Genomic DNA, 17,923 nt, shown 5'->3' on the forward strand with positions numbered 1-17,923 from the left:
TAACACTTGGTTTTTAAAAAAAATCTTACTTTTGTACTGCGAATGTTTGTGTTTTGGTGCTGCTCTTTCCATTTACAAACAATTAAATTTATTCGCTGCAAATGATTAAATTTCTTCTTAAAAGTCCAACAGTGATTTTCTGTTGGATGGCTTTGCTTGGGGCAGCATTAACGTTAAAAGCGCAAACCACCCTGCTTGACCAAAATTTTGGCAGTAGCAGTTTGCCTCCCGGATGGGTGCAAGAGCAATCGGCGGGTACGGCAATGTGGTCGTTTGGTGTTAGTACCAACCCTAACGCATCGGGTGGTACCAGTATAAACGGAACGCCAATGGCTTTTTTTGACGATAATATACTGGGAGGAGCTGCACCTTCAACTGCTCGGTTGGTTTCTGCACCATTTGACTGCTCGAACCATGCCACTATTACCTTGGATATAGACCTGCATTTCCGCGCATCGGGGTATTCTTTTTTCCGGATATTGGTGCAAAATGGCAACCGGTACGAAATCCTGAAAATGTACACCGAGGTAAACTACAGTGGCTCAAAGTTTAACAGCTTTGTCCATCAAACCTTTGACCTGTCGCCATACCGGGGCACCCAAACTAAATTAGTGTTTGAATATTGCGACCTAACCGGCCAACGCTGGTGGGCTGGCATAGATAATGTAAAGGTGGTAGGCAATGGCACTATTAACGATATTTGTGCTAACGCTACACCCATAACCATTGATGCAGCCTGCACGACTCAAAGCAATGCTAATACCTTGTTTTCGGGCGATGCTTCAACATGTACCTTCAACGAAGTAAGCAGTATGTGGTATAGTTTTGTTGCCCCCACAACAGGCGATGTAACAATTAGTACTAATGCAAGTTTTAACGATGCTATTGCGGTGTTTTCGGGCGCTTGCGGTACATTGACCCAAATTGCTTGCGAAAACGCCAACCAATTTGGGTTTGAACCCGAAAACCTATACCTGTCGGGCTTAACTGCTGGCCAAACTTATTTAGTACGGGTTAGTGCCGACGACAGATACTACGGACACACAACGGGTAATTTATGTGTAAGCATTAAACAAGGCAATACTTTGAGTGCCCCACCCGTTAATGATGTTTGCGCAAATGCTACCAGTTTAACTGTTGGTAACGATTGCCTAAATAGCACCAATATAAATGCTTTGTGGGATGGTACTGTGCCCTCCGGAAACCCAATGGCAGCACGCAATATATGGTTTAAAGTTAAAGCTCCGGCCAATGGTAAAATGACCTTAAATACCAACTCAGATTTCGCCGAAACTGTTACAATTTATTCAGGTAACTGTAATGCTTTAACTGAAGTTGCAAATACCAATTATGGTCCCGTAATGGCCTTGACGGGTTTAACTCCAAATGAATGGTATTTTGTAATGATAAGCGGCTATTTTGGCAGTATTGATGGCAAAATGTGCATAGAAACCAACCTTAATACTACTACGCCCCCATCAAACGACCTGTGTAGCAACCCAATTGACTTAACATTAGGTGCGGGCTGTTTGTACGGCACTAATATTGGAGCCGGTTATGAGTATGCTATAAATCAATACGACAACTGCGAACTTTACCAAGATGCCTCAATTTGGTATCGGATAGAAGCACCAGCATCGGGCAAAGTTACCATTAAAACTCAGGCTGATTTTGCCCATCTTATAACGCTTTACTCCGGAAATTGTGGCAGTTTAACACGGCTTTCGTGCAATGATGGGCCAGGGCTTTGTAGCAATGGCTTAACATTTACCGGATTAACTCCGGGCAATTTATACCTCCTTGAAATAAGTTCAAAAAATATGTCGTATGGCTATAGTTATGGTTATTTGTGTATTAGTGCTGCCGACCCTACAATTTTGCCAGTAAAAGTTAAAGCACGTATTTTGCTCGAAGGCGCTTATGCCGGCGGTAATACGCTTACAACAAACTTGCAAGATATGGGCTTGGTGCCATTTAAACAGCCCTACAATATAGCACCATGGAATTATACAGGGCAAGAATGTGTTGACTTTATTAATGCCAATGTAGTTGATTGGCTTTATGTTGAGTTGTTAGATGCCAGTTATGTAGTTAAAGCCAAAAAGGCAGCCCTGCTACTGCAAGATGGCTCTATTGTTGATGCTGGCCGCCCCAATGCCGATGGTATGGATTTTACCGAAATAACATCCGGACAAAACTATTACCTGTTAGTGAGGCACCGAAATCATATTGGTGTAGTAAGTGCTAATATGGTAACCGTTCCAAATGCAACAACTTACGATTTTACAATTAGCCCCTCGGCAGTTATGGGTGGCGAGGCACAACTTAAACATTTACCCGATGGCCCCTACGCTATATTGGCCGGCGACTGCAACAGCGACGGCGTAATTACCATTGCCGATTTTAATATTTACAGTGCTCAATCTTCGAGCATAAATAAGTATTATAATAGTGATACTAACCTTGACCGAAATGTAACTATTAGCGACTTTAATCTTTACTCGCCCAATGCTAGTAAAATTGGTCATAATTTGGTTAGGTATTAAAATTGATTTAGCGACACAATTAATTTGTATTGTTACGCTATTTATTGATTTTAGCCGAATTAATTGAGGTTTCAATTTTAAGCCTCCTTAACCATAGCTCACGATTTTAATTGTGGGCTATGGTTTTTAAATAAAATGGTCAAATCTATTTGTATTTTTGCCTGTTCTTTTTATAGTGGAGATTAAACTAACGAAATTTCTTATATTGGAGTTAAAATAATAAAATGTCTATCTTAAACGCAAATAATACGCGCCAAACCATAACCAAACGCTCGCTGCAAGGGCAGCAACATCAATTAGCCGATACTTTTATACAATTATCGGTTTTGGCAGGGCAGCAGCACCCAACCCAAACATTTGAGCCATTTGCCAAACGACTGCAACAAGCAGGCTATGCCCCTTTTACCAGTCAGCAAACTACTTGTTTACAACTTAATTTGGGCAAAATGTGCAACCAAACCTGCGAACATTGCCACGTTGATGCTGGCCCCGACCGGAAAGAGAAGATGAGCCGACAAACCATGCAGCAATGTATTGATGTTTTAAAAAATAATCCTTCAATTACAACTGTTGACTTAACAGGCGGCGCACCCGAATTACACCCCGATTTTAGATGGTTAGTGAGCGAAATTACCGAGCTTGGACTTAAAATAATGAATCGCTGCAACCTTACTATTATTCAGTCGAACCCTAAATATTACGACCTACCTCAATTTTTTGCCCGTCATAAAATAGAAGTTATCTCTTCATTGCCGCATTATAGCGCAGCCCGCACCGACAAGCAACGCGGGCAGGGTGTTTTTGACGACAGTATTACCTCGTTAAAACAACTGAATGCTATTGGCTACGGGCAACCAAATTCGGGGCTAACTTTAAATTTAGTCTATAATCCGTCTGGGGCATTTTTACCCGCCAGGCAAGCCGCCTTAGAACGAGAGTTTAAACAGCAGTTACAACGCCGTTTTGGCATAGTCTTTAACAATTTGTATGTTATAACCAATATGCCAATAAGCCGCTTTTTAAACTATCTGCTCGAAAGTGGAAACTACGCTTCGTACATGCAAAAGTTGACAGAGGCGTTTAACCCGGCAACAATATCCGGATTGATGTGCCGCAATACCTTGTCGGTAAGTTGGGATGGCTTTTTATACGATTGTGATTTTAACCAGATGCTCAATTTAAAAGTAGCACCGTTAGCCCATCAACACATTTCACAATTTAATGGGCAGGTTTTAAATTATCGCCCTATTGTGGTAAACCAACATTGTTATGGTTGCACGGCAGGGGCGGGGTCGAGTTGCGGTGGCGAAACCGTTTAGGCTGTTTTTTATAGTATGTTTATTTGTATAAACTAACATTTTAGTACAGTATTTGCCAATTTATACTGCCCGTTTAAACGCATTTATTAGTATCTTTGCAAGGTAAAACCAAAAGATTTAGTTGAACTATTTATTTTAAAATCTGTTTTGTAAGCATTAACTAGACTTGAATCTCTTTACTGGTTAAATTGCCGTTTTTTATGAATGAACATGTTTATGTAGCCATTATGGCAGGAGGTGTTGGCACTCGGTTTTGGCCTCTGAGCCGCCGTAATCAACCCAAACAATTTTTAGATGTCTTACAAAATGGACAAACATTACTGCAAGCCACTTATAATCGTTTTGCCCAATTTATTCCAGAGTCACATATATATATCATCACCTCGCTTGAGCATGTTACGCTGGTAAAAGAACAACTGCCCAATTTGGCTTTTCAGCAAATTTTGGCCGAACCACAGCGACGAAATACGGCACCTTGCATTGCCTATATGGCTAATAAATTGGCCACTTTAGACGAAAATGCAACCTTTATTGTAAGCCCCTCAGACCATTTGATTGATGACGTGCCCGCTTATATTAAAGCACTACAAGTGGCAACTGATTATGCCGCTTCTAATCCGGTATTAATGACGCTTGGTATAGCACCAACTATGCCACATACTGGCTACGGCTATATTCAGTTCGATACAGACGATTATATGCCCAATAATATTCATAAAGTAAAAAATTTTACCGAAAAACCTTCACAGCAAATTGCTCAAGCGTTTTTTAGCAGTAACGAGTTTTTGTGGAATGCCGGCATTTTTGTTTGGAACGTAAAAACAATTTGTGAGGCTTTTAAAATGTACCACCCCGAGTTGTACGAACTTTTTAACCAGGGTTTGCCATATTACAATAAGTTAGATGAAGCGACGTTTATTGCACATGCTTATGCACAATGCCCCAATATTTCAATAGATTATGCTATTATGGAATATGCTAAAAATACTTGTGTTTTACCCGCCTCGTTTGGTTGGAGCGACCTTGGAACCTGGGCATCACTTTGGGATAAACTGCCAAAAGATACCAATGGAAACGCACCAGCATCCGGAAAATTGCTGCGCTACGATTGTGAAAATTGTTTGGTAGTGGCTCCAGAAAATAAAATTGTTGTGCTGCAAGGTCTTCAAGATTATTGTGTGATTGACTCAGACAACGCCCTGCTTATTTGTAAAATCGAAGAAGTGCAAACAACCAGTAATATTTATAACGATATTAAACGTACCTACGGCGATACATATATATAGCATAACAGAAAATAAAACAAACCAACAAAGAGCAAAATAACTAATTTTTTTCCAAAGCCCTTTCCGGATAATTGATATTGGCAAATAGTATCCCTACAGTATAATATTAACTTGAATTATGTCGTCTTTTTTGTTAAAACCCGAACAGCTTCAGGCTTTACAAGCCGTTTGCGATGCTATTTTGCCTACTATTGAGGTAGCTAGCGACCCAACTAATTACTGGAAACGAAATGCAAATGATTTACATATTCCCGAAAAAATTATAGACTTAGTAGCCCAATTGCCCGAAGATGAACAAAACGAATTTAAACAACTTTTAAATTTACTTAAAAGTTCGCTCTTGGGTATTACTTGGTTTGGCCCAATGTTGAGTGTAACCCGGTTAAAACCCGAACAAACTGAAAAACTTTTGCAAAGTTGGTCGCAAAGTAAATTACCCGCTTTGCGCAAGGCTTTTATTACCTTTAAAAAAATAATATGTTTTGTCTATTTTGGCTACTCCGAGTCCAATCAACCAAATCCTAACTGGGAAGCTATTGGCTACCCAGGCCCACTTCTTGATAGCCCACTACAGTATAACGACTATTTAAAAACCATTAATATTGATGCAAAAACCAAATTGACTTGCGACGTTTTAGTAATTGGCAGTGGTGCCGGAGGTGCGGTAGTAGCAGCCGAATTAGCGAAGAAAGGTAAAAAAGTGCTAATTGTAGATAAAGGCGCTTATATTACAGAACAAGAAATGACACAGCGCGAAGTAGAAATGATGGGAAAATTGATGGAAAAAAAAGGTGTACTTACCAATCAAGATGGCAGTATGACCATAATGGCCGGTAGCTGTATAGGAGGAGGTACAACGGTTAACTGGTCGGCATCGTTGCGACTGCCCGACCAAATTTTACACGAATGGGCTACCGAACACGAAATTCCGGAACTACTTGAACCCGAATTTAAATCGGCATTTGAAATAATAGAACAGCGCCTTAATATTAACACCAAACATTCAATACACAACCAGCCAAATCAGCTATTAGTCAACGCCACTCAAAAATTAGGTTATCGCGCTGCTTTAATTCCGCGCAACAATTACCCACAACCAAACAGTAACGAAAATGAAGCCGATTATTTACAAAGAGCTGGCTTTGGCGCATTAGGCGATGTTTATAGAAACAAACAATCTACCCCAATTACTTTTTTGACCGATGCACAAGCACATGACGCCGATATTTTGCCTAATACGCACGTTGAACGCATTGTTATAAACAAAGACGAAGCCGTAGGTGCCATTGCCATATATACAAACCCTGTTACCAACGAGCAGTTTAGGGTGCGCATAAAAGCCGATAAAGTTGTGGTAGCCGCAGGTGCCATACATACACCAGCCATTTTGAAACGAAGCGGCTTAATACATCCACATATTGGCCGACATTTATTTTTACACCCCACCTCGGCAGTAGTAGGTCGGTATAACCACCGTATTGACCCTTGGTACGGCCCTATGATGACCGCTCTTTGCGATGAATTTGCATTTTTAACCGATAATTATGGCTTTAGGATAGAAGTTCCGCCGGCACATTCCGGATTAATGGGTATGGCCTTACCTTGGCAATCGGGCAAGCAATTGAAAAACGACATGCTAAATATCGCCCATTTTGCCCCATTTATTGCATTGGTGCGCGATAAATATACCGGACGAATTGTTTTAGACAAACAAAATCAACCCATTATTCAATATAACCTACACAATTACGATAAAAATCATTTGGTTAGAGGCTTGGAAGAAGCAGTAAAACTACATGTCGCTGCCGGTGCAACCGAAATTATAACCCCCCACACCCAGGCCTTACGTTTTAATCCGGCTACTGATAGCCTTAAAAAATTTATTGAGCAAATGCGCAACGCAGCGTGGGAACCAAATCGCTTTATTTTATTTAGCGCACATCAAATGGGTACCTGCCGTATGGGAGGCCGCGACAAGCACCATTGCTTAAAACCCAATGGCGAAACCCGCGAAGTGCGCAATTTGTTTGTTGCCGATGCCAGTGCTTTCCCGCAGTGCAGTGGCGTAAATCCAATGCTTACCATTCAAGCTTTGGCTTGGTTTATTGCCCAGCAATTGTACGTTTAACACCCTAACCCCATTATAGACCGTCAATGCGCGTACGCTTTTTAGGAACCGGAACCTCAACTGGTATTCCATTAATAGGTTGCAACTGTGCTGTTTGTACCAATACGCACCCCTACAACAAGCGCCTTCGTACCTCACTATTATTGCAATCACGGGGGCTTAATATTGTTTTTGACTGTGGCCCCGACTTTAGACAGCAAATATTAGAGGCAAAAATTAATACCCTCGATGGGCTTGTTTTTACCCACCAACACAGCGACCATACTGCCGGTTTAGACGAAGTGCGCGCCTTTACAATATGGAACAAAAAGCCGGTCAATGTATATGCCTCGCAAATAGTTCAGACCGAGTTAAAGCGCAATTATAGCTATGTTTTTTTACCTCCGGAAACAAAATACCCCGGAGCACCAGATTTGAACTTGTGTACCATCGAAAAAGATAAACCGTTTAGTATTGGTCATTTAAATTTAATACCAATTGAAGCAAATCATGGGTTTGTTGATGTTTTGGGTTTCCGGATTGGCGATTTTGCCTACATGACCGATGTGAAATATATTTATCCGGATGAAATTAAAAAATTAGCAGGCGTCAAATATTTGATTATTAATGCCTTGCAACACGAGCCACATTATTCGCATTTATCATTGACCGAAGCTTTGGCAATAGTACGGCAATTGCAGCCCCAACAAGCCTATTTGACCCATATTAGCCATAAGCTGGGCTTATATGCCGATGTTGCAGCAATTTTGCCGCCGAATGTGCACGTGGCCTACGACGGGTTAGAGATTGCGTTTGATTTTAACGATTAATGGTTTAAGCAAAAAAAAACAGGCAAAGTGCTTAAAATATTATCAGCACTTTGCCCGCAAACAAATGAATTATAGATTTAAACTATTAATTAATCTAATCGGTAAGTTTTGCCAATTTAATAGCGAGTTCGGCTAACCGGTTCGAGTATCCTGCTTCGTTGTCGTACCAGCCAACTACTCTTACCAAAGTGCCCTCGATAACTGAAGTTAGGTCTGAGTCGAATATACACGAGTGTGGGTTGCCAATAATATCGCTCGATACTAATGGAAGGTCGTTGCTGTATTCTAAGATATTTTTAAGTTCGCCACCTGCGGCGGCTTTAAATGCAGCTTTAATAGCTTCGGGTGTAGTAGCTGTTTTGAGTTTAACAGTTAAATCGGTAAGCGAGCCTGTTAATACCGGAACCCGGTGCGCAATGCCGGTAAGTTTATCTTTTAAGCTCGGATAAACTTTTACTACCGCCTTGGCGGCACCTGTACTACTTGGCACTATATTGAGAGCAGCTGCCCGTGCGCGGCGCAAATCTTTGTGAGGGCTATCTTGCAAGTTTTGGTCGCCTGTATAGGCGTGTACCGTTACAAACATGCCTTCGGCAACACCAAAATTATCTTCTAACACTTTAACCATTGGGGCAAGGCAGTTGGTAGTACACGAGGCATTCGAAACTATTTTATCTTTACCCGTCAAGGCGTTACTGTTTACACCAAGTACAACGGTTGGCACATCGTCTTCGCTTGGCGCAGATAATAGTACATATTTAGCACCTGCGTCTATATGCAACTGTGCTTTTTCTTTTTTGGTAAAAAGGCCGGTACATTCTAAAACCACATCAACATTTAAGGCTTTCCAAGGTAATTCAGCGGGGTCTTTAATGGCATACGCGTTAATTGCCTGGCCATTGATATGAATATGTGTATCAGTTGCACTAACCTCGCCTTTAAATTGGCCATGCGCAGTATCAAATTTAAACAAGTGCGCTAATGTTGAGTTGGCGGTAAGGTCGTTAATGGCTACTATTTCAACTTCACCGTGATTTTTTTCAAGTAGGGCACGAAGGGTTAGGCGGCCAATACGACCAAACCCATTAATGGCAATTCGACATTTAGACATTTTTACAAGTATTTTATGAACTGAAAATTTACACCACAAAGATACGGTTTATTGCTTGTATTTGGGCTATAATTTAAGGCTTTTATGGCTTTTTGGCTATAAAAATTCAATTGTTAGATGCAGTTAATTTAATCTTAAAATGATGATTATGCTTTTTCAAACTGCAAGATTTCCTTCTTGTTTTATGAACTTGTTTTGTCTTTTTATGTTCTTGTTTTACTATGATACAAATTAATTGGAAAGAACTCAATACCGAAGCAAATTTGCCCGAAATAATAGCGCAATCATTTAGCGGGCCATGTTTAATATTTAAGCACAGTACACGTTGTAGTATAAGTAAAACCGCTTTATCGCGTTTAGAGCGAACCTGGCATCAAATACCACAACCGCCAACTGCTTACTATTTAGATTTACTGCAAAACCGCGTTGCTTCAAACGCTGTTGCCGAACAATTTTCTGTGCAGCACGAGTCGCCTCAAGTGCTGCTCATTCATAACGGCGGATGCAGTTACCATGCCTCGCACAGCCAAATAAATGCCGCAGATTTAGCCGAACAATTACAAAATTTGTTAGAAGTAAAACAGCAGTTAAACTAATAGATTTGCTCAAATAAATAAAAAGTCCGGACTTAGAAATAAGGTTAGTAAATCCGGATATTTTATACTAATTGAACAACAATTCTCAAGCAAGCTACCGAAGCAAAGTAATATTGCCTTTATGGGTTTGGCGACCCGGGCTTGGACTTGCATTGTTGGGCAAATCGAATTGACATACCCAGCTATACACACCCATTGGGGTTTGCCGTAACAGTTTTTGGTCTAAACCATTCCAGCCCATTTGTGGGTCGGAGGTAGTAAATACAAGTCCACCCCACCGGTCATAAATTTGCAAGGTAAAATTGGCGAGTTCACAGGCAGTTTTAAGCTGAAACACATCGTTAACGCCATCGTTATTGGGAGTAAATGCCGCCGGAAACGCGATAGTACAAGTTTGACTTTCTTTAAATTCGGCTACTAAGGTGTCGGGTTGTTGTACTGTAAAGTTGGCATTAACGGCAGTTTGATTGGGTAAGATAGTGTGATAGGCGGTTTGCCAACCCACAAATTGATATTTAGGCGCTGCCTGTGCCGAAATATTAACTAAATCGCCTTCCGGAAAAATTTTAGTATCCGGATTAAATAATAATTCTGTACCGTCTAAAGAAATTTTTCCGGCACCATCGGGCATCACTTTAAAAACTAATTCGTGTTGGTTTTGGGTAAACCAGGCATAAATAGTATCGGTTTTTTCAAAATTAAATGTTGTAGTGGTATTGTTGGCATCTGGGGTAAAACTGTGGTGCGCAGCCGACCATTTGTCGAAGCTAAAATAGGCTTGAGGCGCGGCGGTTAGGTTTATGGCATCGCCAAAGGTAAAGGCTTGGGTATGTGGGTAATTGCTCAACAAAGTGCCATTTAGGTTTATTTTTCCGTTGTTGGCTGGCTCAACAATGAAGGTAAGCTGGCCTGTATTTTTAACAAAATTGGCAATTAATGTGTCGGGCTGGGTGATGTTAAAATTGGCCGAACTACTTGTGTTGTTGGGGCTTAACGAGTGGTTTTTTAGCTGGTAATTAGCAAAACTATAATTGGCGGCGGGGGTTGCTTGCAGGGCTATATTTAGGCCATCGGTATAGGTTTGCGTAGCGGGGAAACTACCCGGCGTAAAACCATTTAAAGAGAGGCTTCCACTGCCTGGTGGTTGCACCTCTATATACAACGGGTGCTTAATTTGCTCAAAATGGGCAATGATGGTATCGGAGGCCAGTAAAGTAAAATTAACATTGGCCGTATTTACATTGGGGCTTAGGGTATTATTTTTAAGTTCCCAGTAGCTAAAGGTGTAGCCCGCGTTGTTTAGGGCTTTGAGGTCAATAGCGGTGCCTTCGTCTAAATCAATACCGTCGGGGTAGGTGTCGAAAACAAAGCCGTTGAGGTCTATTTTTCCGGAGTTTACTGGCTCGACTAAAACAGTAATATTGTGTACGGGTATATCCGGAATAAAATAAGCAATAATTGTATCGGGTTTAAGTATATCAATTCCGGCAGGATTGGTTTTGTTGTTGGGCGTAAAGGTGTTGTTTTTTGATTCCCATTTTTGAAATAAGAAGCCGGTTTTAGGCGTTGCGGTCAAGTTAATAGGCGCGCCACCGTAGTATTGGCCTGTCCAGGGGTAGTTGGGCAAATCTAATCCGGATATATTAACTGTGCCTGTTCCATCGGGAACAACTTTTACGACAACATCAAAGGGGCAGCTTCTAATTCAAAGCAATCGGCTATCCCTTCGTCAATATAAAAGCAGCGTTTTTCAATAAAATCGCGGAGTTGGTTTACACCGCCCATCCATCCGGCTTTGCTACCACCCCATTTATCAACGTGGCGTTGCATTTCGGGCTCAATGCGGGCAACCAACGAGTCGAGAATACTTAACATCACCTCGCACGAGAAAAGGCTGTTGTTATAATTTGTATAGCGGTTAATATAGGTGTTATGGAAATCTTCGTTTTTAAGTAAGGCATCTAACATGGCCAAATGCCCTTCGGGGTCGGCCATTAATTGTTGAACGGGGTCGCATGGGTTTGCGTCGGGGTCTTCGTTTGGTATTCCGGTATAATTTACATAGTGGCCAAAAGTTGCATCCATATCCCAAAGTGCGTAGCGCCATTTTACGCCCGCGTCTTTTTTGCCATGCCACCAGGCGGTATTCCAATTAAGCCAGTCTTTGCAAACAATTTGGGTGTTTAATATAACGTAGTCAGTTAAACTATTTACGTTAAAGCGGTCGGTAACATATTTGTAATTGGCGGGGTCGGCCATATCGTTGGTTAAAATAAAATTGTGCAGGCTTGTCCAGTCGTTAAAATCGCCGTAGGCTGCCCAGGTACCCCCCCATGTTTGAATAAAGTCTATATCGTATTCGTCTTGGTCAAAGTAGTAATCGGTAAAATCGGCGTCGTCAACTTTTTCGCGTATTTCGTAAACACCCCAGTATTCGCCATTAAGGTAAAGCACACAAGGCTCGTAGCTACGGCAGTCAAGTTCCATGCCGCCCACTTGTGCTAAATGATGTACGTAGGCGTCGCGGATGTGTGCGGGGTCGAGGCCACCGCCCGAGAAGGGGTAATTGTCGTTTGCGGCAGCTTTAATGATGAGGCGTTGAAATTTATCGCGGTTGCTTGTTTTAAAAATTTTGTGTTTAACGGCATAGTCGTAGCCGAACTGGTCGCGACTTATAAAATCGAAGCCTCGTTGAGGGTAAGCCCACGAGTCGTTGCCGTGTTCATTAAATTCTCCGGATGTTTCGGCAATTTTTATTTGGTTTTCGTCAAAAAGTTCAAAACTGCCAAATGGTTTTAACCAGTCGCCGTCTAATAAATCGTCAACTTGGTTGCCGGCTATGCTTAAAACTTTTACGCTGTGTACTTCGTCTATTAAATAAGTGTTGGTTTCAATAAAACTGAACGGAATATTTGTATTGGGGCTTACAGCGATAGCCCTTACAACGGTAGTGGCATTAACGGTAAACGGCGCGGTATAAAGTGTTGACGCTGTTGTAGGGGCATTGCCATTGGTTGTATAGTATATGCTTAGGGTTGGGTCAGCTACTTCGATGCTAACATCAACCGAGCCACTATAACCGCCCGATGCGGGCTTTATATTGGGTGTTTCGGCGTAGGCTAATTTTGCAGGACTTGTATTTGATTTTCCCGGAGTTGGTATTAAGAAAAAACTCCAAGTAGCTGCGCCATCGGTAGTGCGACCTTGTGAGTTGTCGGCTTGGTTGGGTATATCAATAGGGTTGTTGTCAATAATATTGCCGTTGTTGTCGGCAAAATACACGCCCTCGCTATTTTGTGTTTGGGTTATTTTAAAATTGGTATGATACTCCGTACCAATAACAGTATTTTTTCCGGATGCATAAATTAATAAAAAATCATTTGCATTTATGATACTTCCGGCCGGAAACATCCATTTTGTAGGCTTATCTTCTTTGTCGCTAAGGTAATACCCCGACAGGTCAATATTGCTGCCGGTAGTATTGTATAACTCAATCCAGTCTTCTTGGGCTACACTAAAATTGGCAGCCGAAAACTCGTTAATAACAACAGATTGGGCAAATATGGGCAGGGTTGTTGTTAACATAAATGCTAAGGCAAAACCTAAGATTAAATTTAATTTAAAGTAGCTATGCTTCATTGTGTTGGTGGTGGGGTAATAAAAAAATGTGGTAGGGTGTTTAGCACAAAGTTACAGCAAGTTATTATAAAATTATAGTATTGCCCAGCTTGTGTACCAATATAAGTAAATGTAAACCCTTAAAAACATACTGTTTTAGTCGTGCTTGTTACAGATGCCCTTAATTATAAATTATTTTTTCTAAACGATAGTGCTCAATATAGCGTTGCCCATAAGTGAAAATTAGGTATCTTTGGGCATCAAACTACTATTTAAAACTGTTTGTTTATTATTTAATTAGTTTATTGTTTGAATGAAAAATTACCATGTTCTGTTTTATATTGTTATAGGTGTTGTTTTAATGCAATTAGTAAATTGCAGTGCTTATGAAAACCAAACTAATACTGCCTCTATTGATACACCTAACTGGCTGTTTGAACCTGTACGGCTTAACCCAGATACAACGACCATTATTTTAGTCGATTTTTTACCTAATCCGGAGGTTTTGGATTCGGTTTCGGTGCATCCGGCGCTTAAAAAAAATATATTGCCCCTCAATGGTAGTATCCAACTTATTGTGCAAGATGCGCAAAAACTGCCAGCCATTAGCGCGCTTACATTTTATCTTAAAAATAAAACTTCGCATAGCGTTGTGCTTAAAAAATCGGATAAAATGCCGTTTGTGTACCAATTTGCCCAACCCTCGCAAGGCAAACCTTATCAAAAAGTACAATTGGCGGGTAGTATTAATAACTGGAACCCCAACGAAACGACCTTAACCCTAAATACAGCAGGATTTTGGCAGGTCTTACTTTTTTTAACGCCGGGCAATTACCAATATAAAATAGTAGCCGATGAAAAATGGATGCTCGACCCGGCAAACCCCGACTCGATTGACAATAACGTAGGCGGCTATAATTCGGTTTTGCGCATCACCGCCCCGCCTACCCAAATACCTAAGCCTGTTTTATATACTTTAAAAAGTAGTAAAAAAGACAATAAAAATGAGGTGCTAATTGGCGGTTTACATCATCCGGATAATTGGTTAGCCCTTTGGGAAAACAATATTATACCAGTTGAAAAATTAACAGATGCCGACTCACTTTTCCGGATTCAAATCCCGGATAATAATGAAATAAGCAAAAAACAACGCTCGTATTTGCGTATTTATGCCAGTAATAATGCCGGCGCAGCCAACGATTTGCTAATTCCCCTCGAAAAAGGGCAGCCCATTACGCAAACTAAACAGTTAGCCCGCACCGACAAACATGCGCAAATAATGTATTTTGCCCTTATTGACCGCTTTAACAATGGCAATACCGCCAACGATGCGCCCCTTAAAGATAAACGGGTTTTGCCTGCAGCCAATTACCAAGGGGGCGATTTGGCAGGTATTGAGCAAAAATTGCAACAAGGATGGTTCGATAGTTTGGGCGTTAATACGCTTTGGTTATCGCCTATTATACAAAATCCGCCCGATGCATGGCAAGAATATATAGCACCGCAAAGGTTTTATTCGGGCTACCATGGCTACTGGCCGGTTAATTTAAAAGCCGTTGACCCTCATTTTGGCACCCCCGCCGAACTAAAAAAATTAGTTAGTACTGCCCACACGCATAATTCAAATATTCTGACTGATTGGGTGGCCAACCACTTACATCAAACGCATCCATTAGTAAAACAGCATCCAAACTGGTTTAACCCGTTAATTTTGCCCGATGGCACTAAAAATATCCGTATTTGGGATGCCCAGCGCTTAACAACATGGTTCGATACGTTTTTGCCCGATATTGACTACGCTAATCCGGAGGTAGTAACCGCTATGACCGACTCGGCTACGTGGTGGATTACAACTTATAATTTAGATGGATTTAGGCACGATGCCACCAAACATATTAACAACAATTTTTGGCGCGCATTGACCCAAAAACTGCGGCAAACCAAACAATATCCGGATTTATACCAAATTGGCGAAACCTTTGGCAGCCGCGAGTTAATTGGCAGCTACGTAGGTACTGGTCAAATGGATGCGCAATTCGATTTTAATTTATATTTTGACGCAAGAGCTGTTTTTGCCTTGCCGCCCGAGAAAGTAGAACGGCTAACAGCATCGCTACTCGAAAGCTTAAATTATTACGGCAGCCACTCGGTAATGGGCAATATATCGGGCAACCACGATATGGCGCGATTTATTTCGTACGCTTCGGGGGGCTTGCGCTTTGATGAAGATGCCAAACAAGCTGCCTGGCGCACCACGCCCATTAGCGTTAAAGATACGCTTGGTTATTACCGGTTGGCACAATTACAAGCCTTTAACCTTACTATTCCGGGTGTGCCAGTAATATACTATGGCGATGAAATTGGTTTGCCCGGCGCCGACGACCCCGACAACAGACGTTTTATGCCCTGGACTAACTATAATAAACGCCAGCAATATTTATTACAGCAAACACGCAAATTAGGGCAGTTGCGCCGCAGTAGTATGCCCTTGTTGTATGGCGATTTAACCATTTTGCACGACCGCGATGGTTTATTAGTATATATGCGCCATTATTTTGACCAATGGGATATTGTTGTCATCAACAAAAACACAGAGCAACAGAGTTTTGTAGTAAACATACCCAATTATTTGCCTCCACACAAAGGAAAAACCAATTTTGCTACTCCCATACAGCAAATAGAAAGGCAAATACGCATAGAAATTCCGGCACATGGCTTTGAAATAATTTCATCGGGCAAATCTCCGGACAAATAGCATAATAAAAAGCAAATACATAAATCAATTTATTTTAACCAAATTAGTATGAACTTCTTTTTTAAACATTTATTAAGATCGCTTTTCTTTGTAACAATTTTAATTTTTATGACCTGGGGATGCAAAAAAGACAATCCTTTGCGTACCATCGACAATGCCGATGTTGTAGCTATTATTGAGACCAGTTTACAAGAAACAGCAAGCGGAATTACCGAACAAATCAAAGATTTAGCTGCATTTGCAGTAAAAACGGCAAAAAATTGTGACTCGGGCGATACTACACTTTCCGGAACAAATAGCGGAATAATTGCCTCGACCTGGGAGTTAGCTGTAAATTTTACAACTACTTGTAATAATTTAAATTTACCCACTCAGTTTTCATCAACTCTTACCGGTAAAAGCAATGCTACAACAACAAAAATTGCAACAAATGCAAACTGCAACGGTGCAATAGATTTTAAAGGCTTTGCTCTGAACGAAGACATGTTGGCTAATGGCAACTTAACCAGAAATGGCACTGAAACAATAAAAATCGGCGAAAATATAACCGGCACAACTGATTTGGACTTAACACTAACCGATTTAAAAATTGAAAAAGCAAATTATACTATTGTTGATGGCAATTTATCGTTTACCTTAACCATAACAACTCCAAACGAAAATAATAAAACTTTTTCGGGCTCAATTGATATAACCGAATATGGTAAAGCCACCTTAACTATTGGCGACCAAACTTATGAAATTGATTTAAAATAAGTTTATTAAGCCTAAGCCGACAAGCTTTAGAATAAAAAAGCAAAGCCAATACAATACAATGCCCGCCTCAACCTATACTTTTGTTGTTGCGGGTATTATTGTTTAATATGCTCGAAGGCGTTTTGGTTTGCCGGTAGCTTGGTGGATGGCACTAATCAAATTTACGACCTAAAAAATACCCCCGTGCACTATTATAAAAATACTATTTGACAATTTATTTACAACTTAGCTATTTTTACAAACTTATATCGGCTTATTTTTGTTATTTCAAATACCAATAATCCGGCCAAAAATATTTATCATGACCAAAGTTTCAATACCAAACCAAGCACCGATGCCCGAACTGCAACCTCAACCGACTCAATTATTTTTGCAATATGTGCAGCATAATCTAAGAAAACCTCACACAATGGCCGAGTTGGCTAATTTTTCTAACCTGTCAGTTGCAAATTTAAAACAGCAGGGTGCTATAAGTTTACAAACCCTCGAAACCAAAATATGGCAACAAGCCTTTGCCGAAACCACTGCCCTTGCCCTAACCGAAGCCGAGCAAATGAACTATACAGCCCGCGAGTTGGCATTGGCTTTTTTGTTTCATTTAACAGGCTCAATTTTGCCCAACCTACAACCTTATAGCACAATAGCCTTCAACAGTGCAGTGCTGCCAGCCGTTTTTGCCCCTACCTGGCTTAAAGGGGCCCGTGCCGAATTTAATACGCTGGTGGGCATAGCGCTTGCCGCCGCCCTCGAAAATGGCGAAGTTCAGGCACGTACCAAATTGCTTCAAAACCAATACACTAAATTTTTATGGGGTTTGGTGCCGGTGGTTTTACAATTTTGGGCTACCGATAAAAGCACCGACCACAGTGCTACCGATGCACTAATTGAAAAATCGGTAAACTGGGCTTTCGATTTGTTAGGGCGCAATACTTTTGATACCACCTTTGATTTACTGCATTTCTCGTGGACAAGTTTAACAAATAAGCGCAAATTTTAATA

The 17,923-nt window shown here is 41.0% G+C and carries 12 protein-coding genes; 9 read left to right on the forward strand and 3 right to left on the reverse strand.

The features are described from left to right. Positions 1-101: 101 nt before the first annotated feature. The 5 genes from IPI59_10305 (at position 102) to IPI59_10325 (ending at position 8,088) form a co-directional block, all read left to right on the forward strand. Positions 102-2,546, forward strand: a complete 2,445-nt coding sequence (locus IPI59_10305) for a choice-of-anchor J domain-containing protein (GenBank protein ID MBK7527924.1) — start codon at positions 102-104, stop codon at positions 2,544-2,546. A 224-nt stretch (positions 2,547-2,770) separates the two neighbouring features. Next, positions 2,771-3,865 (forward strand): arsenosugar biosynthesis radical SAM protein ArsS, encoded by a 1,095-nt coding sequence (arsS, locus tag IPI59_10310; protein ID MBK7527925.1) that lies wholly within the window; start codon positions 2,771-2,773, stop codon positions 3,863-3,865. Between the two features lie 200 nt (positions 3,866-4,065). Beyond that, positions 4,066-5,151 carry a mannose-1-phosphate guanylyltransferase gene (locus IPI59_10315; protein MBK7527926.1) on the forward strand — a complete coding sequence of 362 codons (1,086 nt, stop codon included), beginning with the start codon at positions 4,066-4,068 and terminating at the stop codon, positions 5,149-5,151. A 118-nt stretch (positions 5,152-5,269) separates the two neighbouring features. Continuing rightward, complete coding sequence (locus tag IPI59_10320) at positions 5,270-7,279, forward strand: FAD-dependent oxidoreductase (GenBank protein MBK7527927.1); 2,010 nt, start codon at positions 5,270-5,272, stop codon at positions 7,277-7,279. A 26-nt stretch (positions 7,280-7,305) separates the two neighbouring features. Continuing rightward, complete coding sequence (locus IPI59_10325; protein MBK7527928.1) at positions 7,306-8,088, forward strand: MBL fold metallo-hydrolase; 783 nt, start codon at positions 7,306-7,308, stop codon at positions 8,086-8,088. A gap of 94 nt (positions 8,089-8,182) precedes the next feature. On the opposite strand, the gene gap is transcribed toward IPI59_10325, so the two are convergent. Then, a complete protein-coding gene (gap, locus tag IPI59_10330) occupies positions 8,183-9,199 on the reverse strand; it encodes a type I glyceraldehyde-3-phosphate dehydrogenase (GenBank protein MBK7527929.1) in 1,017 nt (338 codons plus the stop codon). Positions 9,200-9,420: 221 nt separating this feature from the next. On the opposite strand from gap, the gene ytxJ reads away from it, so the two are divergent. Beyond that, on the forward strand, positions 9,421-9,795 hold the full coding sequence (ytxJ, locus tag IPI59_10335; protein ID MBK7527930.1) for a bacillithiol system redox-active protein YtxJ: 375 nt from the start codon (positions 9,421-9,423) through the stop codon (positions 9,793-9,795). Positions 9,796-9,889: 94 nt separating this feature from the next. Here ytxJ and IPI59_10340 read toward each other — a convergent pair whose 3' ends face one another. Together IPI59_10340 and IPI59_10345 are read right to left on the reverse strand one after the other, a co-directional pair. Further along, positions 9,890-11,422 (reverse strand): gliding motility-associated C-terminal domain-containing protein, encoded by a 1,533-nt coding sequence (locus tag IPI59_10340; protein ID MBK7527931.1) that lies wholly within the window; start codon positions 11,420-11,422, stop codon positions 9,890-9,892. Positions 11,423-11,469: 47 nt separating this feature from the next. Continuing rightward, positions 11,470-13,434 carry a CotH kinase family protein gene (locus IPI59_10345; GenBank protein ID MBK7527932.1) on the reverse strand — a complete coding sequence of 655 codons (1,965 nt, stop codon included), beginning with the start codon at positions 13,432-13,434 and terminating at the stop codon, positions 11,470-11,472. Positions 13,435-13,726: 292 nt separating this feature from the next. Between IPI59_10345 and IPI59_10350 the strand changes: the two genes are divergently transcribed. The 3 genes from IPI59_10350 to IPI59_10360 all read left to right on the forward strand — a co-directional run bounded on the left by IPI59_10350 (position 13,727) and on the right by IPI59_10360 (position 17,921). Continuing rightward, positions 13,727-16,168: an alpha-amylase gene (locus IPI59_10350; GenBank protein ID MBK7527933.1), complete on the forward strand. Its 2,442-nt coding sequence runs from the start codon at positions 13,727-13,729 to the stop codon at positions 16,166-16,168. Positions 16,169-16,276: 108 nt separating this feature from the next. Further along, positions 16,277-16,924, forward strand: coding sequence for a hypothetical protein (locus tag IPI59_10355; protein MBK7527934.1), 648 nt, complete (start codon positions 16,277-16,279; stop codon positions 16,922-16,924). A gap of 301 nt (positions 16,925-17,225) precedes the next feature. Beyond that, a complete protein-coding gene (locus tag IPI59_10360; GenBank protein ID MBK7527935.1) occupies positions 17,226-17,921 on the forward strand; it encodes a hypothetical protein in 696 nt (231 codons plus the stop codon). Positions 17,922-17,923: the final 2 nt, after the last annotated feature.

The organism is Sphingobacteriales bacterium (assembly GCA_016706405.1).
In the GTDB taxonomy this organism is placed as follows: domain Bacteria; phylum Bacteroidota; class Bacteroidia; order Chitinophagales; family UBA2359; genus BJ6.